Origin of the sequence: Actinoplanes sp. NPDC051346, from assembly GCF_040682215.1 — a bacterium.
Lineage (GTDB): Bacteria > Actinomycetota > Actinomycetes > Mycobacteriales > Micromonosporaceae > Actinoplanes.
The window spans coordinates 223350-247835 of sequence record NZ_JBFBAJ010000004.1; the positions used below are offsets into that span (position 1 = coordinate 223350).

A 24486-nucleotide genomic window follows, 5' to 3' on the forward strand; every position below is an offset into this window, starting at 1 on the left:
CGTCGGCATGCCGGTCCTCGCCGCCGTCCACCCCGACGACCGCCTGACCGTCCGCACCACCCTGCGCGAACTCGTCACCCTCCCCGGAGGCGTGCGGAGCCTTCGCGGAGCCGGTGCGCACCAGCGGCGGACCGTTGCGGATCAAGGCCAGCATCGGCGTGGCGAGCGGTCCCACCGCCGACAGCGCCACCCTGCTGCGACGTGCCGACGAGGCGATGTACCTGGCCAAGCACGAGGACAAGAACGGATTCGCCTCCGCCGCGCCGATCGCTGTCTAATAGCGGCTCGACAAGCCCGCGAGCGCGGTTGAATGGCTCCATGGGCCACATCATCACCGCTGTCTATGAAATCGCCGGGGAGGACGCGGCGCGGCGGGCCGCGCTGGTCGCCGTGGAGCAGAGCCACGAGCTGCCCACAGAGCTCGCGCCCGCCAACGCCGTGCGGGACTCGCTGGCCCACGTCCGCGCCGTCGTCGAACAGCCCGGACTCCCCGCGCTGGCCACCGTGGACTATCCGGCCGACCTCGCCGGAGGCGAGCTCGGGCAGCTGCTGGTGCTGCTGCTCGGCAATGTCTCGCTTCAGGACGGCGTACGCCTGGTCGACCTCACGGTGCCCGCGGCGCTCGCCGGTGCTCTCCGGGGACCGCGGCTCGGAGTGGCCGGCGTCCGGGCACTGGTCGGCGAGCCCGAGGGGGCCCTGCTCGCGACCGCGCTGAAGCCGGTGGGAATGACCGGTGAGCAGCTCGCCGCGCTCGCCTACGACGTCGCGGCGGGCGGGCTGCACGTGGTGAAGGAGGACCAGGGTCTGGCCGATCAGCCGTGGGCGCCGTTCGCCGAGCGGGTGCCGCGGGTGGCCGAGGCCGTGCGCCGTGCGAACGACCACACTGGCGGCCACAGCGTCTATCTGCCGGTCGTCAACGGCGGCGCCGCCCGGTTCGCCGAGCAGATCCACTTCGTCCGGCGGGCCGGCGCACACGGCGTCCTGGTCATGCCCGGCATCGCCGGCTTCGGCGCCGTCGCTCACGCGGCCAAGTTGTTCGAGGGGGGCATCGTGCTCGCGCACCCGTCGTTCCTGGGCGGCTTTACGGCAAGCGCCGGCCACGGCATCGCCCCGGACGTGCTCTTCGGCACCCTGCTGCGGCTGGCCGGCGCGGACGCGAGCATCTTTCCGAGCTGGGGCGGGCGCTTCAGCCTCACCCGTACGCAATGCCTGGCCATCGCGGACGCGGCCCGGCGCCCGCTGCACGACCTCGCGCCGACGCTACCCACGCCCGGCGGCGGCATGTCGATCGACCGCGCGCCCGAACTGCTGGAGGCGTACGGTCCCGACACGCTGTTTCTCGTCGGCGGTGACCTGCGCCGTGGCGACGATCCGCGCCGGGCCGCCGAGCGACTGGTCGGGGCCGTCAGACGCGGATGAAAGCCGCGATCACGGGGTCGCGGCGCAGCACCGCCAGGTCTTCCGCGCGGGGCAGCACCGGTCGGTCGCGGTCCAGGACGACCGCGCACAGGAATCCCAACGGCTCGTCCCGCGCGGCGCGGAACTGGTGCCATCCCCAGCTGGGTACGAAAACGATGTCGTGCGGTGCCAGCGGCAGGACCCGGTCGACGACGAGGGCGCTGCCGCTGCCCCTGATCGCGACGACCACGTGGGTGTGCTCGTGCCGCTCCAGCGTCGTATGCCCGCCGGGCCCGACCTCGAAGTAGCGCAGCGACGTGCCCTGCCCGTGCTCCTCGCCGGTCAGCTCCTGCCGGGTCACCGACCGGAACGTGCCGTCCTGCTCCTTGTAGGCGCGCACTTCCCCGCCCTCCCAGACGAAGGGCGCGCTCTGCCCGCGATGGGTCGGGGGAGACCTCATGGTGCCGATCGTAGGGATCGACGAACCGCGGATCCACCCAGATCGAGTGTGGAGACCGCGGCCGCGATGCGACCCGCCTCGATGGGTACGCCCCAGTTGGCGCGGACGTCGACGAAGCGCACGGTGCCGGTCCGGTCCGCCACGACCACCGACGCGAAGGGCAGTACCGAGCGGTGAGCGCCCAGGATGACGTCCGCGCCCGGGCTGTCGAAGCCGATGTTGAGCGCGTTGATCAGCGCGCAGCGCGGATCGGAGGCGACGAGGAACGGCAGGTCGTGTCGCCGCTTGAGGGTGGCAAGCTGCTGGGGCACCTGCGGGCTGACCGCGACGAGGTGCGCGTCCAGGTCGTCGAGCGCGGGCGCCAGGGTGGTCCGGAAGTCGAGCAGCGTCGCGTTGCAGGCCGCCGACTCTGCGTGCCGCACGAACACGAGCACCACCGGGCCGGTGCGGAGCATTCGATCGAGGTGGATCGGGCCCAGGTCGACCTCGATCAGCGGTCTGATCGGCAGCCGGGCGCCGGCGCCGATCATCCGCTCCCAGAAGGCGTTTCGGCTCATCAGCCGGCGGAACGCCGTGTCGTCGACGCGCCGCGACTCAGGCACCGTGATGGTCATGCCGCCATCCTAATGCCTATCGAGCCTGTAGGAGAAGCAGGATTTTCCTCAGGGGCGGAGAGCGTTGACGTACTGATCCGCGACGAAGGCGAGGTCGTTGAGTTCGGGTCCGGTCGCGGTGAGGCCGAAGTCGACGACGTCGGCACCGAGATCACCCAGGAGCCTCGCGAGGAAGGTCTCCGCGATGTCCGCCACCGGCTGAATGTCGGCAGTCACGATGGGCACCGCCACGACCCCGGCCAGGGCGTTGGCCGGCAATTGGTCGAGGAGCGCCTTCAGGGCGCCGGCGTAGGTTCCCTTGCGGGCGGGGGACGCCACGATCAGCAGGGTCGCGTCCTGAACGTCCAGCAGGGCCTTGCTGGTGGCCTCGTCGCCCGGCGTGAGCAGGCCTGGCCCGAGTTCGGCCACGTCGATCAGGACCGGGGGCACGTCGCCACGCCGCACGGCGAGTCGTTCGCCCACCAGGGTCGCCAGCCGTAACGTCCGTGATTCGGGCAGGAGGTCCCCCGAGACCACGACGATGTCAGGCACTGCGGCATCCCTTCCTTCACGGCTGGCTAACAAGCATGACGTCCACGCCCGAGGATGGCTATCCGTAGATCGGGCACTTACCCGGTGTGCCGTCCCGTTGATCTTGATGATCCCACTAAGCCCATAGTGTTAGTATGGTTTCTCATCGGGGTCGTCCCGGAGGTGGCACGTGAGTGGTTCCGATCCCTCTGCCGAGTGCGGCTACGACGACCTGCGCGCCCGGCAGTGGCTGGCCAGCGAGGCGCGAGGCGACGACTTCTCCCGCCGGGACCTGTTCCGTCTCGCCGCTGCGGTGGGCGCGGCGGTGACAGGCATGGCCTCGGCCGGGGGTTCGGCGCTCGCGGCGGTCGCGAGCCAGGGTCCGATCGTGAAGCCCCTGCCGCCGGAGTTGTTCGTCACCTTCGGCGGCAACGCGGAGATGCGCTGGGAGGCGATGGCCGGCCAGGGTCGCCTGGTGCCCACGGATCGGTTCTTCGTCCGCAACCACACCGCGACGCCACTGATCGACGCCGACTTGTGGCGGCTGAGACTGTTCGGCACCGGACTGCGGGGCTCGCCCGACCGCGACACTGCCATCCAGCTCGGCTACCGGCAGCTTCGTCGGCTGCCGGCGCACACCCAGACGTCGATGGTGGAATGCGCCGGCAACGGGCGGAGCTTCTTCACCTCCCAGCAGGGCCAGAGCGTCTCGGGCACCGCCTGGCGGCTCGGCGCTGTCGGCGTGGCCCGTTGGCGGGGGGTGCGACTGTCGACGGTGCTGCGGCACGCCGGGCTGACCCCGGACGCGGTCGACGTGCTCCCGTCGGGACTGGACGCCGACTTCGTCACCGGTGGGGTCAATCTCGGCCCGGTCCGCCGGCCGCTGCCCATCGGCAAGGCCCTCGACGACGTGCTGCTCGCGTACGAAATGAATGGTGAACCGCTGCCGAGCGACCACGGGTTTCCGGTCCGGCTGGTGGTGCCGGGCTGGATCGGCATCTCGTCGATCAAGTGGCTCGGCGCGATCGAGGTTTCCGCCGAGCCGCTGTTCTCGCCGTGGAACACGCAGTTCTACCGCCTGTTCGGCCCGGGTTACCCCGTCGACGGCGAGCTGATCGGTCGGCAGGCGGTCAAGAGCGCGTTCGAGGTGGCCTGGAACGCCCGCATCCCGGCGGGCGCGCGGACGGTGCTGCGGGGTCGGTCCTGGTCGGGCACCTCGCCCATCCGCGCCGTCGAGGTCAGCACCGACGGCGGACACTCGTGGCGGCGAGCGCGCCTGCACCGCTCTGACGCCGGTCGTGCCTGGCAGCGTTGGGAACTGCCCTGGCTGCCGAGCGTGCCCGGCCCGGCGGTCCTGCGCGCCAGGGCGGTCGACGCCACCGGCGCGAGCCAACCCGACGAGGCGCGCCACAACACCCTCGGTTATCTGTTCGACGGCGTGGTGGCGCACCCCGTGACGGTCGTCTGAGCGGCGTCAATAGCCTATCTAACCTATGGGATTAGTACATGAACCCGGTCACACCCTACTGACCGCTGGTGAGATCGGCGCTACGTTACTGACACCGCCAGACATGTCACGCCGCCGCCGGCCATTGCCGCATGGCGCACGCTCCGTCTCCTCCACCGCACTCCCAGCTGCCTGGACACCCGGCTGGGACACCCCACCCTGCCCTGGAGATCCAGATGATGATCCGAAGCACCCGCGACCCCGCCGGGCGGGCGGACTCCGCCGACACCGCCGGAAACCACGCCGCCGCCGAACCGCTGCTCGCCGGGCAGGGCATCGAGGGCGCGCCGCTGCTCTTCGACGACGGTCGCTACGCCTGCGTGACCCTGATCGCACCACCCGCCGGCCCGACCACCAGCCGACGAAAAGGGAGCCACCATGACCCTCGCCCACAGTAAGCGGCTCGGCAGGCCGGGCCGCTTGCATCTCAACGCCTTCCTGATGGGCGTCGGGCACCACGAGGCCGCCTGGCGGCTGCCGGAGAGCGACCCGCACGCCCACGTCGACGTCGAGCACTACAAGAACCTGGCCCGCATCGCCGAACGCGGCAAGCTCGACTCGCTGTTCCTCGCCGACAGCCCCGTTCTCTGGGACGACCTCGGCCGCCGCCCGGCCGGAATGCTGGAGCCGACCGTGCTGCTGACAGCCCTGGCCGGAGCGACCACGCACATCGGACTCATCGGCACCGCGTCGACCACCTACAACGAGCCATACAACCTGGCCCGCCGGTTCGCGTCGCTGGACCACATCAGCGGTGGACGGGCCGGATGGAACATCGTCACCACCGCCGGCCTGGACGCGGCCCGCAACTTCAACCTCGACCACCTCCCCGCGCACCGGGAACGCTACGAGCGCGCCGCCGAGTTCCTCGAGGTGGCGCTGAAGCTCTGGGACAGTTGGGCCGACGACGCCGCGCTCGCCGACAAGACGAACGGCGTATGGGGCGACAGCACCAAGGTCTATCCGCCCGCGCACGTCGGCGAGTTCTACCGTGTCGCCGGCGCGTTGAACGTGCCCCGCACACCGCAGGGACACCCACTGCTGGTCCAGGCCGGCTCCTCGGAGAGTGGCCGCGACTTCGCCGCCCGCTACGCCGAGGCGGTGTTCACCGCCCATCAGAGTCTGTCCGACGCGCGGGAGTTCTCGATCGACCTCAAACAACGCGCCCTCGCCCACAGCCGCGACCCCGACACGATCAAGATCCTGCCCGGCATCGTCCCGATCATCGGCGCCACCGAAGCCGACGCACTCGCCCTGGAGGCCGAACTCGACCGGCTCATCCGACCCGAATACGCGATTCCGCAGCTCGCCGAGCTCCTGCACATCAGCCCCGAGGACCTCCACCTGGACGGCCACCTGCCGGCCGACCTACCGCCCGAGGACGAGATCGAGGGCGCCAAGAGCCGCCGCACCCTCGTGGTCACCCTGGCCCGCCGGGAACACCTCACCGTCCGAGAGCTCATCGGCCGCCTGGGCGGCGGACGCGGCCACCTCACCTTCGCCGGCACCGCCGAACAGATCGCCGACGAGATCACCCAGTGGTACGACGAGGGCGCTGCGGACGGGTCAACATCATGCCGCCGGTGCTGCCCTCCGGCCTGTCGACGTTCGTCGACCACGTCGTACCGATCCTGCAACGACGCGGCCTGTTCCGGACGGAATACGAGGGGCGAACCCTGCGCGACAGCTACGGCCTTCCCAGGCCCGCCAACCGCAACACCTCCGCCCGTGAGAATGTCGTCACCGCACGTCGGCCACCACGACGGTGACGTTGTCCGGCCCACCCCGTTGCAATCAGGCGATGCGGGGATCGTCGATGCGCTGCCGGATCTGGTCCGCTATGTCCCGGTAGCGCGAATGCACAGGCATGCCGACTGTCCCTGTCTCTGGATTGTCCAGGGACAATCCTTACTGGCGTGAGCGATCGTCTGGGTTCACGAAGGACATTGTTGTGGACGGTCGGATCACGTTCTGAGCCTTCTCCGGCGGCGGGCGGCATCGCGAGCCGGGACCGTCGCGGGGGGAGGGTCAGGGTTTGAGGGCCGTTTCGACGTCCGGGTGCAGCGAGAGGTAGCTGGTCAGGCCGAGGGTGTCGAGGAGCCGGCGCAGGAAGCCCGACGGTGCGGCGAGCCGGACCCAGCCGCCGCGCTCCATCGCCCGGCCGTGTGCCGTGACCAGCACGCCCACGCCCATGGAGTCGCAGAAGTCGAGCCCGGAGAGGTCGACGACGACGTGGGGGACGGGCCGCTCCACGAGGCGGCTCAGGTTGGCCTTCAGCGCGGGCGCGGTGTCGATGTCGAGCGATCCGCGCAGCGTGAGGACGGCCGTGTTCGGTGGGTGGTGCGCGACCGAGACCTGCATGGGGGTGTCGCTTTCGTCGGTGGCGGGCAGGGGTCAGCCGGGATTCGTGGCGGCGAGGCGGTGGTGTCTCCACCCTAGGCGAGCGGTACCGCATGGGCGAATTCAGTCGCGTACCGTTGACGCCGTGACGATCGACAAGGGTGACTTCGCGCCCGACTTCGCGCTGCCCGACCAGGATGGCACCACGCTGCGGCTGAGCGAGCTGCTCGGCGCTGGGCCGGTGGTCCTGTTCTTCTATCCCGCGGCGATGACCAGCGGCTGCACGGTCGAGGCCTGCAACTTCCGGGATCTGGCCGCGGAGTTCGCGCAAGCGGGGGTGCAGCGGGTCGGCATCAGCCGGGACGCGGTGGCCAAGCAGAAGCAGTTCGCCGACCTGCACGGGTTCGACTATCCGCTGCTCTCCGACGCCGACAGCGCGGTCGCCGCGGCCTACGGCGTCAAGCGCAGGCTGCCGCTGGGCCCGCTGAGCATCAAGCGCATGACCTTCGTCATCGACACCGACCGTACGGTGCTCGACGTGATCCACTCCGAGCTTGACATGAACGCCCACGGTGACCGGGCCCTGGCGGTTCTCAGGGCCCGGTCGAAGCACGCCTAGCGGGCGTTGCGCCACCTACGGCCGCCGCGGCCGATGAGGCGGTCGGCGTCCGTCGGGCCCCAGGAGGCCGCCTCGTAGGTCGGGATCGGCGACGGGTCGTTCTCCCAGTGGTCGATGATCGGATCGACGATGCGCCAGCACTGCTCGACCTCGTCGGTGCGGATGAACAGCGTCGGGTCGCCGAGGAGGGCGTCGAGCAGGAGCCGTTCGTAGGCCTCCGGGCTCTCCTCGGCGAACGTCTGCTCGTACGAGAATTCCATGCTCGCCGTGCGTACCCGGAAGGAGTGGCCGGGGACCTTGGCGCCGAAGCGCAGTGAGATGCCCTCGTTGGGCTGGATCCGCAGGATCAGCGCGTCGGTTTCGAGGTCGGTGAGCTGGTTGGCCGGGATCGGCAGGTGCGGTGGGCGCTGGAACTGCAGCGCCACCTCGGTGAGCCGGGCCGGCAGCCGCTTTCCGGTACGCACATAGAACGGCACCCCCGCCCACCGCCAGTTGTCGACGTTGAGCCGCATGGCCGCGTACGTCTCGGTGCGCGACAGCGGGTCGACGCCGGCCTCGTCGCGGTAGCCGGCCATCAGGTCGTCCCGGGTGCCGCCGCGGGTGTACTGGCCGCGGACCGCCAGGTCGGCGATGTCGCGGTCGGTGGGCAGGCGGATGGCCTGGAGCAGCTTGACCTTCTCGTTGCGCAGATCCTCGGCGTTGAACGAGGCCGGAGGCTCCATGAGCGCCAGGGCGAGGACCTGCAGCACGTGGTTCTGCACGATGTCGCGCATCGCGCCGGCGTGCTCGTAGAAGCCGCCGCGGGTGCCGACGCCCAGCGTCTCGGCGACGGTGATCTGCACGTGGTCGACCCACGAGCGGTTCCAGATGGGCTGGAAGATGGCGTTGGCGAAGCGCAGCGCCAGCACGTTCTGGACGGTGTCCTTGCCCAGGTAGTGGTCGATGCGGAAGACCTGGGGCTCGTCGAACGCGGCGTGCACGATGGCGTCCAGCTCGCGGGCGGTGCGCAGGTCGTGGCCGTACGGCTTCTCGATCACCAGGCGGGAGAAGCTGCCCTCGCCCGCGTGGTTCAGCCCGGCGCCGGCAAGGCCCTTGATCACCGGCTCGAACGCCTCGGCGGGGGTGGAGAGGTAGAAGATGCGGTTGCCGCCGGTGCCGCGGGTGGCGTCGAGCTCGTCGAGGGTTTCCGCGAGCCGCTTGTACGTCTCGGAGTCGTCGTAGCCGCCCGATACGTACCTGATTCCGCCCTGGAGCTGGGGTTTGTCCGCCAGGCTGCGCTCGCCGAGGGCGCTCGCGGCGAACTGGTGGTCCTCCATCGGGGTGCGGGCGACGCCCACGAGGGCGAATTCGCCGGGCAGTCGGTTGTGCCGGGCGAGGCTCTCCACCGCCGGCAGCAGTTTGCGGCGGGTCAGGTCGCCGGACGCGCCGAAGATCACCAGTGTGGCGGGCGGGGCGTTGCGGTCCTGAGCGAGCTGGGGCACGTTGTCCATCGTCTGGTCATCCTCCGACCGCGTACGTGAGCTTCCGCCTGAACTTTACGCAGCGCGAGCAGTGCCGGATCAAACCTGTCCGCCGATGCGCCCGAGTCAGCGCCCGAGAAGGTGGCAAACTGGGGCCTAAGCCGCCAATCCGCATGAGGGAGATCCACGTGAAGTACCGGCTCGTGACCCGCAGCGACATGGACGGTCTGGTCTGCGCCGTGCTGCTCAAGTTCATGAACGTCATCGACATCGACGACATTAAGTTCGTGCACCCGAAGGACGTCCAGGACGGCACGGCCGACATCACGGACCGTGACATTCTGACGAACCTGCCCTACCATCCCGCGGCTCATCTGGTCTTCGACCACCACCATTCGGAAACTCTCCGTAATACCGGCAACCTGCCGAATCACATCATCAACGAAAACGCGCCGTCCGCGGCCCGGGTCATTTTCGAGTACTACGGCGGCCGCGAGCGCTTCCCCGAGGTGCCCGACGACCTCATGCGGGCCGTCGACCAGGCCGACTCCGCCGACTACAAGATCGACGACATCCTCAACCCGACCGGCTGGACCCTGCTCAACTTCATCATGGACAGCCGGACCGGCCTGGGCCGCTTCCGGGAGTTCCGGGTCGCGAACTTCGACCTCATGCGGACGCTCATCGACGCGTGCATCCAGATGGGCATCGAGGAGATCCTCAAGATGCCGGACGTCGCCGAGCGCGTCGACATGTACCGCGACTCCTCCGAGCTGTTCGTCGAGCAGCTGAAGCGGGTCAGCAAGCTGGACGGCGACGTCGTCGTCGTGGACCTGCGCGAGGAGGAGACGATCTTCGCCGGCAACCGCTTCATGGTCTACGCGCTGTTCCCCGAGGCGCGGGTGTCGGTGCACATCATCTGGGGCTTCAAGAAGCAGAACACGGTGTTCGCCTGCGGCAAGTCGATCCTCGACCGCACGTCGCCGGTCGACATCGGCTCGGTGATGCTGCAGTGGGGCGGCGGTGGGCACCTCGCGGCGGGCACCTGCCAGGTCGAGCACGAGGACGCCGAGCGCGCGGAGTACGAGATCATCCAGGCGCTCAAGACCCCCCGTACGGTATCGGTCTGAGTATGTTGGCGGGGTGGAGATCCGAACCTCTCCACCCCGCCGGACGCAGGTCGTGGGTCTTGCCCTGGACCCCACCCGCATGTCGTGGTCAGCGCCCCACGCGCGTCTTCACGACCAGCCCGCGCCCACCTGCGCGGGACATCTTCTATTCCTGCTTCGGGCCGTCCTTGTAGCTCCACAAGGTGACCCGGGGGCCGGTGCCGGATTCTGCGCGGCGCCGGCCGCGCGCCACCACGACCGCCCCGCCGATCGCCAGGAGTCCGGCGACGACCCAGCCCGCGACCGTCGAGAAGCCCGGGCCGTCGTCGGCGGTGGCCTGGGCCAGGGCCGCGAGCATGGCCGCGTCCTCGGCGCTGGTGCCCGCGCCGGTCGTCGCGCCGTGGCCCGTCGAGTGGCCGGCCGTTCCGCCCGCCACCGCCGGGGTCAGCGTCAGCGTCGTCGGCGGGATCGGGGCGCCCTTGGCCGGGTCGGCGTAGGTCGGCTGCAGGGTGAAGCTCATCCGGGTGCCGGTGGTCGGCAGCCCGCCCATCGCGACGGTGAGGTCGGTGGACTTCCCGGGGGCCAGGGCCTTGCCGGGCATGGCGATCCAGGTGATCGTGGCCGTGGTCTCGGTGACCGGGGTGCCGCCGTGTGAGCTGACCAGCGGCGTGTCCAGCTTGCGGTTCTCGGTCTGTGGCGCCCAGTCCTGCACGGAGAGCGGGTAGACCTCGGCGACCGGCATCTCGGGCGGCAGGACCACCTTGATCCTGGTGAGCGGGCTCCGTGCGGTGTTCGTCACCCGGAACGCGACGTTCTGCCCGCTGCCCTGCGGCACGCTGGACGGGTTGACCGTCACGTCCGCGGCGGCGGGGGTCGCGAGGCCGAGCACGCCGGCGGCGACGGCGGCGGCCAGCAGGCCCGCCCGGCGGTGCTTCTCCAGTCGACTCACGCTGGGTAGTTCGGTTCAGCGAGGCGAATGGTTCAACGCCCGGCGAGAAATCTTTCGCCGCCCGTGGCGCATGATGGTCGCATGCGTGAGGTAGCGATCGGCGGCGACATGATCAGACTCGGACAGTTCCTCAAGCTTGCCGATCTCATCGACACCGGGGGAGAGGCGAAGGTGCTGATCGCCGTCGGTGACGTGACGGTCAACGGTGAGGTCGATACGCGTCGGGGACGCCAGCTGCACCCGGGCGATGTCGTGGCCGTCGGCGGCAGGGCGGCCCGGGTGGTCGCCTGAGGACATTCGGGAAGACTTCGACGTTCAACTATGCAGCGCTGCGTGATGGGCTGTTGACAGGGAGTCGATCTCAGGCATCTACTGGGTCCGGAGTGTTGCCGGCATCACAGATGCCTGTGTCGATGTCCGCCTCGCCGGGGAGGCACCATGTCACGCGCCCGCATCCGCGTCGCTCTGTCCGGAACGGTCGCCGCCCTGCTCGCCGTGGCGTTGGCCGGCTGCGCGGGCTGGGGCGGTAGCGGCGGCGGGTCCGGTGGCGCCGACAGCATCGACGTGCTGATGGTGAACAACCCGCAGATGATCGATCTGCAGGCGCTGACCGAGGAGCACTTCACCCGGCAGACCGGCATCGCGGTCAACTTCACGGTGCTGCCGGAGAACGACGTCCGGGACAAGATCAGCCAGGAATTCTCCAGCCAGGCCGGCCAGTACGATGTCGCCTCGCTGAGCAACTTCGAGATCCCGATCTACGCGAAGTCGAAGTGGATCGCGCCGCTGGACGGGTACGTCGCCGCGGACACCACATTCGACCAGGTCGACATCCTGCCACCGATGACGAAGTCGCTGACCGCCGACGACGGCAAGCTCTACGGCGAGCCCTTCTACGGCGAGTCGTCGTTCCTGATGTATCGCAAGGACGTTCTGGACGCCCAGGGCATCACGATGCCCGAGAAGCCGACGTGGCAGCAGGTCGCCGACATCGCCGCCCGGGTGGACGACGTCCAGCCCGGCATGGCCGGCATCTGCCTGCGCGGCCAGCCCGGCTGGGGTCAGGTCTTCGCCCCGCTCACCACGGTCGTCAACACCTTCGGGGGTACGTGGTTCGACGCCGACTGGAACGCCCGGGTCGACGACCCCGAGTTCGTCGAGGCGACCCGCTTCTACGTCGACCTGGTCCGGGCGCACGGCGAGACCGGCGCACCGCAGGCCGGCTTCACCGAGTGCCTCAACAACCTGGTCCAGGGCAACGCCGCCATGTGGTACGACGCCACCAGCGCCGCCGGCTCCCTCGAGGCCGCCGACTCACCGGTCAAGGGAAAGATCGGCTACGTCGCCGCGCCGGTGGTCAAGACCCCCAGTTCCGGCTGGCTGTACGCCTGGTCGTGGAGCATCCAGCAGGCGAGCGCCAAGAAGGCCAACGCCTGGAAGTTCATCTCCTGGGCGTCCAGCAAGCAGTACGAGGAACTCGTCGGCGCCCAGCTCGGATGGTCACGGGTGCCGGCGGGCAAGCGCACGTCCACCTATGCGAACCAGGACTACCTGAAGGAGGCGTCCGCCTTCGCCGCGCCCACCGAACGGGCCATCTCCGGTGCCGACCCGCGCAACCCCGGCGTGCAGCCGCGCCCGGCGCTCGGCATCCAGTTCGTCGACATCCCCGAGTTCACCGACCTCGGCACCCAGGTCTCGCAGTACGTCAGCTCCGCCATCGCGGGTCGGATGAGCGTCGAGGAGGCGCTGGAACGCGGCCAGCGTCTCGCCGAGGACGTCGCCGAACGCTACCAGTCGCGCGAGGAAGGCTGAGGTGTCGTCATGACCTCCGTCGCCGAACAGACCGCCACCCGCCCGGGCACGCCCCCGCGTTCGCCCGGCGCTACCCGCCGGGCCGCCGGCTGGGCTCGCCGGGCGCCGCTGCTGCCCGCCCTGGTATTCATGATCGTCGTGACCCAGCTGCCGTTCGTGGCGACCCTGGTCATCTCCTTCATGGACTGGAACGCGTACTACCCCGACGAGGTGGGATTCGCCGGGCTCGACAACTTCAGGCGGGTCTTCACGGACGTCAACATGCGGGACGCGGTGTGGACGACCATCCTGCTCACCGCCGGCGTCGTGCTGCTCAGCCTGCTGCTGGGGCTGGGCATCGCCCTGCTGCTGGACCGCAAGTTCCGCGGTCGCGGCGCGGTGCGCACCATGATGATCGCCCCCTTCCTCCTCGTGCCGGTCGCCGCCGCTCTGCTGTGGAAGCACGCGCTCTACAACCCCGAGTACGGCCTGTTCAACGGCGCCCTCACCCGGATCTGGGGCCTGTTCGGCTCGGATAACCCGCCGCAGCCGGACTGGATCACCACCATGCCGCTCTGGTCGGTGATCTTCGCCCTGGTCTGGCAGTGGACCCCGTTCATGATGCTGATCCTGCTCGCCGGCCTGCAGGGGCGCCCGCTCGACGTGATCGAGGCGGCCCGCATCGACGGGGCGAGCACCTGGCAGATCTTCCGCAGCATGACCCTGCCGCACCTGCGCCAGTATCTCGAGCTGGGCGCGCTGCTCGGCTCCATCTACATCGTGCAGAACTTCGACGCGGTCTTCACGATCACGTCCGGCGGCCTCGGTACGGCGAACCTGCCGTACACGATCTACCAGATCTTCTATCAGGCACACGACTACGGCCGCGCCTCCGCGGCGGCGGTCGTCGTGGTGATCGGCACGATCATCATCGCGACGTTCGCGCTGCGTACGGTGTCGTCGCTGTTCAGGGAGGAATCGGGCCGATGAGCATCACCGACACCGCACCGGTTCCGGCCACCCGCGACGAGCGTGGCGCTCCGGTCATCAAGCGCAAGGAACGCGCCGGCGTCTGGCTGACCCTGCTCGCCTGGGTGACCGGCATCCTGTTCGTGCTGCCGGTGGTCTGGATGGTGCTGACCTCCTTCCACAGCGAGGCCGACGCCGCCACCAACCCGCCGTCCGTCCTCGCCCCGCTGACCATGGAGGGCTACCGCGAGTTCTTCACCGGCGGGGCCAGCCCCTGGCCGCCGCTGCTCAACTCGTTGACCGCCAGCATCGTGTCGACCGCCCTGGTCCTGCTGCTGTCGTTCCCCGCGGCGTACGCGCTGAGCATCAAACCGGTGAAGAAGTGGACCGACGTCCTGTTCTTCTTCCTCTCCACCAAGATGCTCCCCGTGGTCGCCGGCCTGCTCCCGCTCTATCTGTTCGCGCAGAACGCCGGCCTGCTCGACAACATCTGGCTCCTGATCGTCTTCTACACCTCGATGAACCTGCCCATCGCCGTCTGGATGATGCGCTCGTTCCTGTCCGAGGTCCCGGTCGAGATGCTCGAGGCCGCCGCGATGGACGGCGCCGGGCTCGCCAGGACGCTGCGCTCGGTCATCGCGCCCGTGGTCATGCCGGGCATCGCCGCGACCGCGCTCATCTGCTTCATCTTCAGCTGGAACGAGCTGCTCTTCGCCCGGGTCCTCACGGCCACCGTCGCCGAGACCGCTCCGGTGTTCCTGACCAGCTTCGTCACCAGCCAGGGACTCTTCCTCGCCCAGCTCTGCGCGGCCGCGTTCGTGGTCTCGCTGCCGGTGCTCGTGGCCGGCTTCGCCGCCCAGGACAAGCTCGTGCAGGGACTGTCCCTGGGCTCGGTCAAATAGCCTCCGCCCCGCCCTGAAAGGTGGCCGGTCCCGCGTTGCGGGGCCGGCCACCGTATTTCCGTATTTCCGCCTCCAGGCGTGGAACCGGGGGCGGCGGGGGTACGTCCGAACGGTTATGACGACACTTCGCGGTTTGCCCACGGCCGCTGCCGCCGCCATGTTGGCCCTGCTCAGCGCCTGCGCCCAGCCCGGCACCGGCCCCGGCGGCGCCGGCGCCGGCTCGCCGTCCTCCGCGCCGCCCGCCCCGCCGGCCGGCGGCGACGCCCTCGTCCTGCGGGTGACGCAGACCGGCGGGTTCGCCGGCCCCGACGCGCTCGCCGGACGCCTGCCCGGCCTCAGCGTGTACGCCGACGGTCAGGTGATCTTCGACGGACCGGTGACCGCGAACTATCCCGGCCCGGCCCTGCCCAACGTCCTGGTGCGCGTGGTCTCCCCGGAGCAGGTGAAACAGCTCACCGCCCAGGCGGTCGCCGCCGGCGTGCGCGACGGCGCCGACTTCGGGCAGCCCGGCGTCGCCGACGCCAGCACCACGGAGGTCACCGTCGTCACGGACGCCGGCAAGCAGACGGTCGGCGCGAACGCGCTGCGCGAGGCGCTGCCGGACGATCCGCTGCTGACCCCGGCCCAGAAGCAGGCCCGCGAAAAGCTTCGGGCGTTCATCGACGGGGCGGAGCAGCTCGCTTCCGGTCCCGGCGCGAGGCCCTACCAGCCCGAGGTGCTCGCGGCGGTCGTCCGCCCGTACGTGGAGCCCGGCAACGATCTGCCCGCGAAGCCGAAGGCGGTGCAGTGGCCCGGACCGGCCCTGCCGGGCGAGCCGCTCACCACCGAGCGCAAGATCGGTTGCGTCACCGCGACCGGTGCGCAGCGCGACGCGATCCTCGCCGCGGCGAAGAACGCGAACGCCGGCACCCCCTGGACCTCCGGCGGCAACGGATGGACCGTGACGTTCCGGCCGCTGCTGCCCGACGAGAGTGGATGCGCCGACCTGAAGGCGGCCCGATGACCCCGATCGGCGAGCCCTTCGAGCCCTCGCAGCTGCCCCGCCGACCCGCCGGGGAGGAAGACGGCGGCGGGCCGGGACAGGCGGCACCCGTCCCGGCCCGTACGGCCTGCCGGCCGTGGCTCAGCGCACGCCGAGCAGATCCACCACAAAGATGAGGGTCTCGTTCGGCTTGATCACGCCGCCGGCGCCCCGCGCGCCGTAACCCAGGTGCGGGGGGATGGTCAGCTTGCGGCGGCCGCCGACCTTCATGCCGGCCACCCCCTGGTCCCATCCGCCGATGACCTGACCCCCGCCGAGCCCGAACTCGAACGGCGCACCCCGGTTGTAGGAGGCGTCGAACTCCTTGCCCGAGGAGAACGCGACGCCCACGTAGTGGACGCTGACCTGGTGTCCGGGCTTGGCCTCGTCGCCGTCACCGACGATGAGGTCCTCCGTGACGAGCTCGGCGGGCGGCTCACCGGTGATGGGGCCGACGTCGGGCTTCTCCATGTGTCCTCCTGTGTCGAATTGCCTGCACGGCCATGCAACCACAGCGCCGGCGACTTATCCGCAGCGCCACCCGTGGTGATGAACGATCCGCCGCCCGGTTGCGTACTGTCCGGCGTGGGCCGCTCTGCCCGCGCGGGTATCTCCGGGAGGTCGGATGAGCTCCACTCGCCGCATCGCGGCCCTCGCCGTCGCCGGCGGGATCGCCGCGGCCACGTCTCTGCTCCCGGCCGTGCCGGCGCTCGCGCACGGCGCGCCGACGACCCCCGTCAGCCGTACGGCGGCCTGCGCGGCCGGCGGCGACCGGGCCGACTCGGCGGCGTGCCGGGCGGCGCGGGACGCCAACGGCCGGCCGTTCGGCCGCTTCGACAACCTCCGCGTGCCGAACGTCGCCGGCCGGGACCGCCAGGTCATCCCGGACGGCCGCCTGTGCAGCGGCAACCTGCCGGACTTCCGCGGCCTCGACCTGCCCCGCGACGACTGGGCCGCCACGAAGGTCACCGCGGGCAGCACCCTGAAGGTCGCGTACGCCACGACGATCCCGCACCAGGGCTCTTTCCGGCTCTACCTGACCGATCGCGACTACGACCCCGCGAAGACGCTCCGCTGGGACGACCTGGGCTCGCCCCTCGCGGAGGTCAAGGATCCGCCGCTGCGCGAGGGCGCGTACAGGATGAGCGTCAAGTTGCCCGAGAACCGCGCGGGCCGGCACGTGCTCTTCACCGTCTGGGAGACCTCGAGCACGCCCGACACCTACTACTCCTGCTCCGACCTGGTCATCAAGGCGGCCCCGGCGGCGGAGGTCCCGGCCGCTCCCGCGGCGGCACCGGCCAAGCCGGCGAAGAAGGCCACCCCGAAGCCCTCCCGCTCGGCGGAACCGGGGGCGGTCGCGGCGCCCGTGGACGCCGCGTCCGCGGCGGCGCCGCCGGCACGGGAATCGTGGCTGCGCCCGGCGGCCGCCGAGAGCGAGGACCGGGTCCAGCTCGGTCACCAGATCATCATCGCGGCGCTGATCGTCATCGCCGGCGTCGCGGCCGGCACCGGGGCCATGCGCCTGCGGACCCGAGCCCGCCGCGGGGACCAACCGCCAGCCTGATTCGCGCTAGACTCCCGCGACGTTCAAGATCGACATCGGGGGATGTATGCGGGTTACCAGGAGGAGTCTGTTCGGCGCGGCCGCCGCGGTCGGTGCCGGAACGTTCGCGGCATCGGTGTCAGGGTCGACGCCCGCGCATGCCGAACAGCTGGGGGCACCCTTCGTGCCGGGGACGGCGCCGCACCTGTTGCAGGCCGAGCAGCTGGTGCACTATCAGCGCCTGCTCGCCGCCGGCTACCTCACTGACGGCCTCGTCGGCCACTGGCCCCTCACCGCCACCTGGGCCGATCGGTCGGGCCGGGCCCGGACGCTCACCCCGGGTTCTCAGGGCAGCTGGACCACGCTTCGCGCCGGCGGGGAGCTGAGCCTCGACGGCAAGCCCGGGGCGTACCCGAAAACCTCCTTCGTCCTGGACACTTCGGACTCGTTCACCGTGTCGGCGTGGGTGCTGCTGGCGGAAACCGCCGACGTGACGAAGACGTACACGGCGGTCAGCCAGGACTCGGCGACCGCCACCCGGTTCCTTCTGCAGCACGAGGCCGGAGTCGGCTGGGCCTTCAAGGTGCGCGGCGCCGACGAACGCGACAAGGCCGCCGCGGTCGCCACCACCCGCGCGGCGCTGAACACCTGGGTGCACCTGGCCGGCGTCAGCCACGGCGGCACCCTGTCGCTCTATGTCAACGGCGTCCTCGAGGGCACCACACCCACCACCATCGCCTGGGCCGCGCAGCGCGACTTCAGCATCGGTCAGGCCACCTGGGAAGGCGCCCCGGTGAACCGGTGGCACGGTTCCCTCGCCGACGTCCGCGCCTACCAGCGGGCGCTGAGCGCCGACGAGATCGCGCTCATCGCCGGCCGGACCGCCCGGTCCAGCAACTTCTACATTCCCTCGGGCCCCGCCCAGGTGCGGTGGGGCATCCCGGCCGATTTCACCACGTGGCGCTCCCGGGCCCGGTGCGCCTCGTTTGTGACCGCCGTCCTCAAACACACCTATCCCTGGGCCACGGACGCCTACTTCCTCGAGCACTTCGGCGACGATTCCCCCGAGGCGGCGGAGTACCGCGCCGGCTTCGCCGCCGACCCCGGACCGCGGATGCGGCGCATCACCCGGGTCGCCGACCTGCGCCCCGGAGACCTCATCGCCGTCGACTACGCCGGCTCCGACGACGACAACACCGGCCACATCGTCATGGTCCGCCAGCTCAAGGGCGTCTACACCGGATCGGGCACGCACGCGGGCGAGACCCAGTACGCGGTCGAGATCATCGACTGCACCTCCGACCCGCACGGCGAATACGGCCTCGCCAGCTACGCGCCGTACCCGGACACCCGCATGATCGACAAGAACGACAAATTCACCGGCACGGGCATCGGGCACATGATGTTCTACGCCTCCGACAGCACCGGCGAATTCAGCCGCTACCGCTGGAGCGTCAACACCAGCGAGGCGAGGACCTACCCCATCTCCAAACGCCCGATCTCCGCGGCGAGACTCCTCTGACCGGCGGCACCGTCGTCCCACGTCGCTTCCCGCCGATGTGGTCAATATGGCGGGTGGCCAGCCGGTTCCGGCAGCTGCGCGGGGACGACTTCACCGGAGGATTCGTGCTGCGCCGCTACGAGTCGTTCGTCGGCGCGGAGGTGCCAGCGACCGGCCGCGCGGCACCGCCGCGGACGCGCTGATCGCGGCCCTCCATGCCGGCGCGAGGACGGCCGCCGCCCAGCTGATCCCGGCGCCCTGGTCGAGCGCGGCGGCCAGCGGCGCCGAGGACGGCTAGGCCGCGAAACCGCCGAACCCCGGCAAGCCCGGCAGCGGGCCGAGCGAGCCGGGGTGATGCGGCTAGCCGCCGATCAGGGCGCGGATGCGGTCCGCACCGACCGCCAGCAGCAGTGTCGGCAGACGCGGCCCGGTCTCCTTGCCGATCAGCAGCCGGTACACCAGCACGAAGAACGACCGCTGCGCGACCTTCAGCTCCTGCGTCGGCTTGGTGTCCGGCGGCAGGCCGGCCATGACCTTCGGTACGCCGTACACGAGCGTCGTCAGGCCGTCCAGGGACCAGTTCGCGTCGAGGCCGGCGGCCAGCAGCCGCAGGGACTCGCGCTGGTCGTCGTCGAGGGAGGCGAGGATCTCCTTGTCCGGTTCGGTGCGGACCTGGGTGCGGGCGTCGGCGCTGAGCTGGGTCAGGACCCAGGTCTGGGCCTTGTCCAGGCGGGGGCGCACCTCGGACAGTTCGGTGACCGGGCGCCTCGGGTCGAGGTCGCGCAGGATGCGCAGGGTCTGCTCGTCGTGGCCAGTGGTGATGTCGACGATCGAGGCAAGCGTCCGGTACGCGATCGGCGTCGGGGTCCGCGGCAGGGTGACCGTGGCCGTGCGGACGGCGCGGTCGTGGGCGGCCTCGTCGCCGGGTGCGGCCGTGCCGGCGGCGATCTTGGCCTCGAGGGCGTCCCACTCGTCGTAGAGGCGCTGGATCTCGGCGTCGAAGGCGACCTTGAACGCCTGGTTGGGGCGGCGGCGGGCGTACATCCAGCGCAGCAGTGGCGCTTCCATGATGGCCAGGGCGTCCGCCGGGGTCGGCACCCCGCCGCGGGAGCTGGACATCTTCGCCATGCCGCTGATGCCGACGAAGGCGTACATGGGTCCGATCGGGCGCACGCCCCCGAAGACCTCGGTGACGATCTGGCCGCCGACGACGAACGACGAGCCCGGCGACGAGTGGTCGACGCCGGAGGGCTCGAAGTGCACGCCCTCGTACGCCCACCGCATCGGCCAGTCGACCTTCCAGACCAGCTTGCCGCGGTCGAACTCGTTGAGCAGCACGGTCTCGGTGAACCCGTCGACGCAGACGTACGTCATCGAGGTGGTCTCGTCGTCGTACGCGGTGACCGTGGTGGTGTCCTTGCCGCACTGCCCGCAGTAGGGCTTGTACGGGTAGTAGCCGGTGCTCGCCGTGCCGTCGTCCTCGTCGGCGGCGCCGGAACCCTCGGCCGCCTCGGCGGCCGCGGCGGCGTCGGCCGCGTCGAGCTTGGCGTTCGCCTTCGGCGCGGCGCCGGTGCGGCCCTTGGTGCGGTAGCGGTCCAGGATCGCGTCGATGCGCGCGCGCTCGCGCATCGCCAGCAGGATCTGCTCCCTGTACGCCCCGGAGGTGTACATCTCCGTCTGCGAGATGCCCCGGTAGTCGACGCCCAGCTCGGCCAGGGAGTCGATCAACGCGGCCTTGAAGTGCTCGGCCCAGTTGGGGAACCGGCTGCCCGGCGGGGCGGGCACGGCGGTCAGCGGCTTGCCGATGTGCTCGGCCCACGACGGGTCGACGCCCGCCGGCACCTTGCGGAACCGGTCGTAGTCGTCCCACGAGATGAGATGCACCACCTCGTGTCCGCGCCGGCGGATCTCGTCGGCGACCAGGTGGGGCGTCATCACCTCACGCAGGTTGCCCAGGTGGATCGGTCCGGACGGGCTCAGCCCGGACGCGCACACCACCGGCTTACCCGGCGAGCGCTGCTGCGCCTCGGCGATCACCTCGTCGGCGAACCGGGTTACCCAGTCGACGGCTCCTGCTGCTTCAGCCACGATCTCCAACTTCCGTTCTCGTCCTGTCCCGGCCATTTTCCCGGATCGCCTCCGGTACTCCTCGCGCCGGGTCGGCGGTGGGTGTGCTAATCCTCAAGTCGGGCCCGCCCGTGGTCGATGGTCGGGCGTGACAGACAGCGGCCCTGGCAAGCGTGCGGTGGCGTTCCTGACTGTCGCCGTCGCCGGGGTGCTGCTGGCGGCCCTGCTCGTCTGTTACGCCGGGGGATGGGGATATCTCCCCGTGGCGATGGTCGCGCCCCTGGCCGCGCTCTGCGCGGCGCTGGGCTTCTGGGCGGGCCGCCGATCCGGCTCGCGCGCGGTCCGACGGCGGGGGAACACCGACCCGCTGACCGGCCTGGCCGACCGGGCCATGATCACCGAGCGCCTCGCGGAACTCGCCGGGGAGCCCCTCGACGACCGCCACACCGCCGTCCTCGTCATCGACGTGGACCACCTGACCAGCGTCAACGACCTGTACGGCGCCCGGGCCGGCGACGCGGTGCTCACCACCGTGGCCGCCGCCGTTAGCTCGGTCCTGCGCAGCGGGGACACCGCCGGACGCCTCGGCGGCGACGAGTTCGCCGTCATCCTGCGGGACCTGCCCGGGCCCGCCGCCGCGTCGCGGGTCGCCGAGCGGCTCGTCGACACCCTCAATACCCCGGTCATCGTCGGCGAGCACGTGCTCACGGCCGCGGCCAGCGTCGGCGTCGCGGTTCGCGACGAGTTCGCCCCCGGCGGCGAGCGGCTGCTGCGGCACGCCGGCGCCGCCCTGGTCGCCGCGAAGCGCGCCGGCCGGGGCCGGCACGAGGTTTACCGCGCCGGCCATGACGCCCCGGCCCGCGATGCCGAACTGCGCCGGGCGATCGACGACGGCGGCCTCGTCGTGCTCTTCCAGCCGGTCGTCGGCCTGGCCACCGGCGGCGTCGTCGCCGTCGAGGCGCTGGTCCGCTGGCTGCACCCGCGACGGGGGCTGCTGGTTCCCGACGACTTCCTCGACCTCGCCGAACAGAGCGGCGCGATCGTGCCGTTGGGCGAGTGGGTGCTGCGGGAAGCCTGCCGTGAGGCCGCGCGCTGGCGGGCCACCGTGCCGGGCGTCGGGCACGTGCGCCTGAGCGTGAACCTCTCGCCGCAGCAGATCCTGGCGCCCAGCCTGGTCGAGACGCTCCGCGGCATCCTGGCCGAGACCGGCTTTCCCGCGAACCGGCTGGTCCTCGAGCTCGCCGAGGGCCTGCTGCGCGAAGGAGACCCGGACCTCGTGGCCCGGCTCGAGAGCCTGCGGGGGCTGGGCATCGGCGTCGCCGTGGACGACGTCGGCGCGGGCGGTTCCGTGCTGAGCCACCTAGGCCGGCTCCCCGTCGACACCCTCAAGATCGACCGGTCGCTCGTGGCCGGCATCACCGACGACCCCCTGGCCCGTACGGCCGTCGAGGAAATCGTCGCGCTGAGCGCGGCGCTCGGCGCGACCGTGGTCGCCGAGGGTGTCGAAACGCCCGCCCAGGCCGGCATCCTCGCCGCCCTGGAGTGCGGTTTCGGCCAGGGTTTCCACTTTTCCATGCCGTTGCACGGCCGCACCGCGGCGCAGGTGCTGCGCCGGACCTACCAGGGGGTTCCGCCTCAGGAGTGAGCCGGGCCCACCGTCATCCGCCGATGCGGTAGCCCGAGCGGTGCACCGTGTGCACGACCGCCGGATCGCCGAGCTTCTTGCGCAGGTTCATGACGGTGACCCGCACGACGTGGGTGAAGGGGTCGGCGTTCTCGTCCCACGCCCGTTCGAGCAGGTCCTCGGCGCTCACCACCGCGCCGCGGGCGGCCAGCAGCACGTGCAGGACGGCGAACTCCTTGTTCGTCAGGTTGAGTACCTGCCCGTCGCGGGTGGCCACGTGGCGGGCGACGTCGAGGACGATCCCCTCCTGCTCCAGGATCGGCGGCACCGCGGGCGTCGACCGCCGCCCGAGGGCCTGCACGCGGGCCGCCAGCTCGGCGAAGGCGAAGGGCTTGGTCAGGTAGTCGTCCGCGCCCAGGCCCAGGCCCTCGACCCGGTCGCGCAGTCCGGCGGCGGCGGTCAGCAGCAGCACCCGGGTGTCCACGTCCCCGGTGTCGGCTACCCAGCGGCACACCTGGTCGCCGGTGCGCCCGGGCATGTCCCGGTCCAGGACCGCCACGTCGTAACGGTTGACGCTGATCCGCTCGAACGCGGTGTCGCCGTCGTAACAGACGTCGACCGCCATGGAGAGGCGCCTGAGCCCCTCGGCCACGGTGTCCGCCAGAAGTCGCTCATCGTCCGCCACCAGCACTCGCACCGCACGAGTGTGTCAGGCGAAAGCTAAGGCCGGCGTCAAGAATCGCTTCACCGGCACGGCACCGGACGCGGCCGAGGATCTCCACCACGCCCCATCGTGGGCCCGCGAGCGGCGAGGAGGTCAGGACGTGCCGGAGACAGCGCCGCGCAGGCTGGTAGCGCTCGACGGGCTGCGCCTGGTCGCCGCCATCGCCGTCGCCGTCTACCACTACACGACCTTCTGGCACGTGGACGGCGAGCACGTCCCGGTGTACTTCCTGCCGAACGCCGCCAAGGTCACCGTGTACGGGTTCCTGGGCGTCGAGCTGTTCTTCATGATCAGCGGATTCGCCATCTGCATGAGCAGCTGGGGCCGCGGCCTCGGCGACTTCTTCGTCTCGCGGGCCTCCCGCCTCTACCCGGCGTACTGGGTCTGCGTCGCGCTGACCGTGACCGTGACGATGATGTTCCCGATCGGCGGCTACCTGCCGGTGTACACGGACCACACGCTGGTGGAGATCCTTCTCAACTTCACCATGTTCCAGGAGCCCCTGGGCGTGCCGGGGGTCGAGAGCGTGTACTGGACGCTCTGGAGCGAGCTGCGGTTCTACCTGCTGTTCGCCGTCTTCGTCGTCGTACCCGGGATCACCTACCGGCGTACGGTCATCTTCTGCGGGGTCTGGATGATCGCCGCGACGATCGCACCGGCGGTCGACAACAAGGTCTTCACCATGCTGACGGTTCGGCACTACGCGCCGTATTTCGTCGCCGGGATCACGATGTATCTGATGCGCCGCTTCGGGACCACGCCGCTGCTCTGGGCCATGCTCGGCTTCACCTGGCTGGTCAGCCTCTTCAGCCTGAGCGAGCGGGTCCGGCTCGATCCCGGCTGGAAGGTCGCCCTGCTGCCGGCCGTGGTCATCGTGACCGTGAGCTACGGCGTCCTGCTTCTGATCGCGCTGGGCCACACCGACCGGCTGAACTGGCGGTGGCTGACCCTCGCCGGCGCGCTGACCTTCCCCTTCTATCTGCTGCACCAACGCATCGGATACATCATCATTCGGTACGGGTACGAGCACACCGGCCTGAGCCTCGGCGTCCTCATCGCCGGCACGGTCATCATCATGCTGATCCCGGCCTGGCTGGTGTACCGGCTCGTGGAGCGCCCCCTGGGCCCCCGGATGCGCGACGCGCTGCGGGGTGGCATCGAGACCATCCGGGCCGCCGCGCCACGCCCCCACTCGCCCGTCCCGGGGCCCCGCACCATTCCCCGCCGCCGCGACCTCGCCTTGGCCGAACTGAGGTCGTGGACCGAGCTGCGGGAGAACGCCGCCACCAAACGGTAGGTGCGCAGCTCGCGGCCCCTTGGTCTATGGTGAAGCTCAGGCGACATCCAGGGCCGCCGATGGGTGGACGGAGTGCGGCCG

25 protein-coding genes and 1 pseudogene are annotated in these 24486 nt (G+C 70.7%); 17 read left to right on the forward strand and 9 right to left on the reverse strand.

From position 1 onward, the window contains the following. Positions 1-110: 110 nt before the first annotated feature. Both AB0M36_RS12265 and AB0M36_RS12270 read left to right on the forward strand, forming a co-directional pair. Positions 111-278 (forward strand): annotated as a pseudogene (locus AB0M36_RS12265) (diguanylate cyclase); the annotation flags it as partial. A 40-nt stretch (positions 279-318) separates the two neighbouring features. Further along, positions 319-1419, forward strand: coding sequence for a RuBisCO large subunit C-terminal-like domain-containing protein (locus tag AB0M36_RS12270; protein ID WP_364155747.1), 1101 nt, complete (start codon positions 319-321; stop codon positions 1417-1419). Here AB0M36_RS12270 and AB0M36_RS12275 read toward each other — a convergent pair. From AB0M36_RS12275 to AB0M36_RS12285, 3 genes are read right to left on the reverse strand one after another with little or no spacing between them, the layout of a single operon-like run. Next, complete coding sequence (locus tag AB0M36_RS12275; protein WP_364155748.1) at positions 1406-1858, reverse strand: cupin domain-containing protein; 453 nt, start codon at positions 1856-1858, stop codon at positions 1406-1408. The two genes, AB0M36_RS12270 and AB0M36_RS12275, sit on opposite strands and share 14 nt — an antisense overlap. Then, entirely contained in the window at positions 1855-2472 is a 618-nt protein-coding gene (locus tag AB0M36_RS12280; protein WP_364155749.1) for a redoxin domain-containing protein, read from the reverse strand. The genes AB0M36_RS12275 and AB0M36_RS12280 overlap by 4 nt, the downstream gene beginning before the upstream one ends. Before the next feature lie 48 nt (positions 2473-2520). Then, positions 2521-3003, reverse strand: coding sequence for an NAD(P)H-dependent oxidoreductase (locus AB0M36_RS12285; RefSeq protein ID WP_364155751.1), 483 nt, complete (start codon positions 3001-3003; stop codon positions 2521-2523). 169 nt (positions 3004-3172) lie between these two features. On the opposite strand from AB0M36_RS12285, the gene AB0M36_RS12290 reads away from it, so the two are divergent. From AB0M36_RS12290 to AB0M36_RS12300, 3 genes are all read left to right on the forward strand, one after another. Continuing rightward, the gene (locus tag AB0M36_RS12290) at positions 3173-4450 is read left to right on the forward strand and encodes a sulfite oxidase (RefSeq protein WP_364155753.1); all 1278 of its coding nucleotides are present in this window, start codon (positions 3173-3175) and stop codon (positions 4448-4450) included. A gap of 215 nt (positions 4451-4665) precedes the next feature. Then, complete coding sequence (locus tag AB0M36_RS12295) at positions 4666-4887, forward strand: hypothetical protein (protein ID WP_364155755.1); 222 nt, start codon at positions 4666-4668, stop codon at positions 4885-4887. After that, positions 4868-6409, forward strand: coding sequence for an LLM class flavin-dependent oxidoreductase (locus AB0M36_RS12300; protein ID WP_364155757.1), 1542 nt, complete (start codon positions 4868-4870; stop codon positions 6407-6409). The genes AB0M36_RS12295 and AB0M36_RS12300 overlap by 20 nt, the downstream gene beginning before the upstream one ends. 108 nt (positions 6410-6517) lie before the next feature. On the opposite strand, the gene AB0M36_RS12305 is transcribed toward AB0M36_RS12300, so the two are convergent. Further along, positions 6518-6850, reverse strand: a complete 333-nt coding sequence (locus AB0M36_RS12305) for an STAS domain-containing protein (protein WP_364155758.1) — start codon at positions 6848-6850, stop codon at positions 6518-6520. 124 nt (positions 6851-6974) lie between these two features. On the opposite strand from AB0M36_RS12305, the gene AB0M36_RS12310 reads away from it, so the two are divergent. Continuing rightward, positions 6975-7448: a peroxiredoxin gene (locus tag AB0M36_RS12310; protein ID WP_364155760.1), complete on the forward strand. Its 474-nt coding sequence runs from the start codon at positions 6975-6977 to the stop codon at positions 7446-7448. On the opposite strand, the gene zwf is transcribed toward AB0M36_RS12310, so the two are convergent. Then, complete coding sequence (gene zwf, locus AB0M36_RS12315; RefSeq protein ID WP_364155762.1) at positions 7445-8938, reverse strand: glucose-6-phosphate dehydrogenase; 1494 nt, start codon at positions 8936-8938, stop codon at positions 7445-7447. The genes AB0M36_RS12310 and zwf overlap by 4 nt on opposite strands. A 158-nt stretch (positions 8939-9096) precedes the next feature. Between zwf and AB0M36_RS12320 the strand changes: the two genes are divergently transcribed. After that, a complete protein-coding gene (locus AB0M36_RS12320) occupies positions 9097-10038 on the forward strand; it encodes an exopolyphosphatase (RefSeq protein WP_364155764.1) in 942 nt (313 codons plus the stop codon). A gap of 145 nt (positions 10039-10183) precedes the next feature. On the opposite strand, the gene AB0M36_RS12325 is transcribed toward AB0M36_RS12320, so the two are convergent. Beyond that, positions 10184-10966, reverse strand: a complete 783-nt coding sequence (locus AB0M36_RS12325; RefSeq protein ID WP_364155766.1) for a DUF1775 domain-containing protein — start codon at positions 10964-10966, stop codon at positions 10184-10186. An 81-nt stretch (positions 10967-11047) separates the two neighbouring features. On the opposite strand from AB0M36_RS12325, the gene AB0M36_RS12330 reads away from it, so the two are divergent. The 5 genes from AB0M36_RS12330 to AB0M36_RS12350 all read left to right on the forward strand — a co-directional run bounded on the left by AB0M36_RS12330 (position 11048) and on the right by AB0M36_RS12350 (position 15631). Next, positions 11048-11257: an RNA-binding S4 domain-containing protein gene (locus AB0M36_RS12330; protein WP_364155768.1), complete on the forward strand. Its 210-nt coding sequence runs from the start codon at positions 11048-11050 to the stop codon at positions 11255-11257. Positions 11258-11404: 147 nt separating this feature from the next. Next, positions 11405-12778, forward strand: a complete 1374-nt coding sequence (locus AB0M36_RS12335) for a sugar ABC transporter substrate-binding protein (RefSeq protein WP_364155770.1) — start codon at positions 11405-11407, stop codon at positions 12776-12778. Between the two features lie 9 nt (positions 12779-12787). Further along, positions 12788-13747, forward strand: coding sequence for a sugar ABC transporter permease (locus AB0M36_RS12340; RefSeq protein ID WP_364155771.1), 960 nt, complete (start codon positions 12788-12790; stop codon positions 13745-13747). Continuing rightward, positions 13744-14628 (forward strand): carbohydrate ABC transporter permease, encoded by an 885-nt coding sequence (locus AB0M36_RS12345; RefSeq protein ID WP_364155772.1) that lies wholly within the window; start codon positions 13744-13746, stop codon positions 14626-14628. The genes AB0M36_RS12340 and AB0M36_RS12345 overlap by 4 nt, the downstream gene beginning before the upstream one ends. 133 nt (positions 14629-14761) lie before the next feature. Then, positions 14762-15631, forward strand: coding sequence for a hypothetical protein (locus tag AB0M36_RS12350; RefSeq protein WP_364155774.1), 870 nt, complete (start codon positions 14762-14764; stop codon positions 15629-15631). 120 nt (positions 15632-15751) lie between these two features. Here AB0M36_RS12350 and AB0M36_RS12355 read toward each other — a convergent pair whose 3' ends face one another. Next, positions 15752-16120, reverse strand: coding sequence for an FKBP-type peptidyl-prolyl cis-trans isomerase (locus AB0M36_RS12355; protein WP_364155776.1), 369 nt, complete (start codon positions 16118-16120; stop codon positions 15752-15754). Positions 16121-16274: 154 nt separating this feature from the next. On the opposite strand from AB0M36_RS12355, the gene AB0M36_RS12360 reads away from it, so the two are divergent. From AB0M36_RS12360 to AB0M36_RS12370, 3 genes are read left to right on the forward strand one after another with little or no spacing between them, the layout of a single operon-like run. Then, a complete protein-coding gene (locus tag AB0M36_RS12360) occupies positions 16275-17213 on the forward strand; it encodes a lytic polysaccharide monooxygenase (RefSeq protein WP_364155777.1) in 939 nt (312 codons plus the stop codon). A gap of 46 nt (positions 17214-17259) precedes the next feature. Then, a complete protein-coding gene (locus AB0M36_RS12365; protein ID WP_364155778.1) occupies positions 17260-18714 on the forward strand; it encodes a LamG domain-containing protein in 1455 nt (484 codons plus the stop codon). A gap of 53 nt (positions 18715-18767) precedes the next feature. After that, the gene (locus tag AB0M36_RS12370; RefSeq protein WP_364155779.1) at positions 18768-18896 is read left to right on the forward strand and encodes a hypothetical protein; all 129 of its coding nucleotides are present in this window, start codon (positions 18768-18770) and stop codon (positions 18894-18896) included. Positions 18897-19053: 157 nt separating this feature from the next. On the opposite strand, the gene lysS is transcribed toward AB0M36_RS12370, so the two are convergent. Beyond that, positions 19054-20781, reverse strand: a complete 1728-nt coding sequence (gene lysS, locus AB0M36_RS12375; protein ID WP_364155780.1) for a lysine--tRNA ligase — start codon at positions 20779-20781, stop codon at positions 19054-19056. A gap of 127 nt (positions 20782-20908) precedes the next feature. On the opposite strand from lysS, the gene AB0M36_RS12380 reads away from it, so the two are divergent. Beyond that, a complete protein-coding gene (locus tag AB0M36_RS12380; protein ID WP_364155781.1) occupies positions 20909-22405 on the forward strand; it encodes a bifunctional diguanylate cyclase/phosphodiesterase in 1497 nt (498 codons plus the stop codon). Positions 22406-22418: 13 nt separating this feature from the next. Here AB0M36_RS12380 and AB0M36_RS12385 read toward each other — a convergent pair whose 3' ends face one another. Then, complete coding sequence (locus AB0M36_RS12385; RefSeq protein WP_364155782.1) at positions 22419-23081, reverse strand: response regulator transcription factor; 663 nt, start codon at positions 23079-23081, stop codon at positions 22419-22421. A 127-nt stretch (positions 23082-23208) separates the two neighbouring features. Between AB0M36_RS12385 and AB0M36_RS12390 the strand changes: the two genes are divergently transcribed. Further along, positions 23209-24405 (forward strand): acyltransferase, encoded by a 1197-nt coding sequence (locus AB0M36_RS12390; protein WP_364155784.1) that lies wholly within the window; start codon positions 23209-23211, stop codon positions 24403-24405. Positions 24406-24486: the final 81 nt, after the last annotated feature.